Here is a 414-nt window from a genome sequence, read left to right on the forward strand (position 1 = left end):
GCACCGAGGTAGTGCACGCCGGATACGTCAGAGCGCCGCAGCACGTCGCCGATGCCCTCCGCCTCGATGCCGACAGCGATGTGTTCGCGCTCGAGCGCGTGCGATACCTCGACGGCCAGGTAGCCCTCTTCAGCACGAACTGGTTCCCGCGCGCTGTCGGCGATGTCGTCGCCGGGGCGAAGGATGTGCTCGACGGCGCGGAGTCGCTGAACACCACGCTGCGTGAAGCCGGTCACATCATCGCGACGGCGCAGCGCGTCATCCATGCGCTGTCGGCGCCGCCGGAGGTCGCATCGAACCTGGGAGTGGCCGAGACTCAGGCGCTCCTCCGCATCCGTTCCCGATCCTGGGATCAGAACGACGTGCTCTTCGACTACTACGAGACCTGGGTCCTGACCGACGTCGTTCCGCTCG

The 414-nt window shown here is 67.1% G+C and carries 1 protein-coding gene; it reads left to right on the forward strand.

The window, feature by feature from the left end; genetic code table 11:
* Positions 1–414, forward strand: a 414-nt coding sequence (locus R0J87_RS18645) for a GntR family transcriptional regulator (RefSeq protein ID WP_498888064.1), incomplete at both ends; no start/stop codon positions are given.

Origin of the sequence: Halomonas sp. SIMBA_159 (assembly GCF_046536035.1) — a bacterium.
Classification (GTDB): Bacteria; Pseudomonadota; Gammaproteobacteria; order Pseudomonadales; family Halomonadaceae; genus Vreelandella; species Vreelandella venusta_A.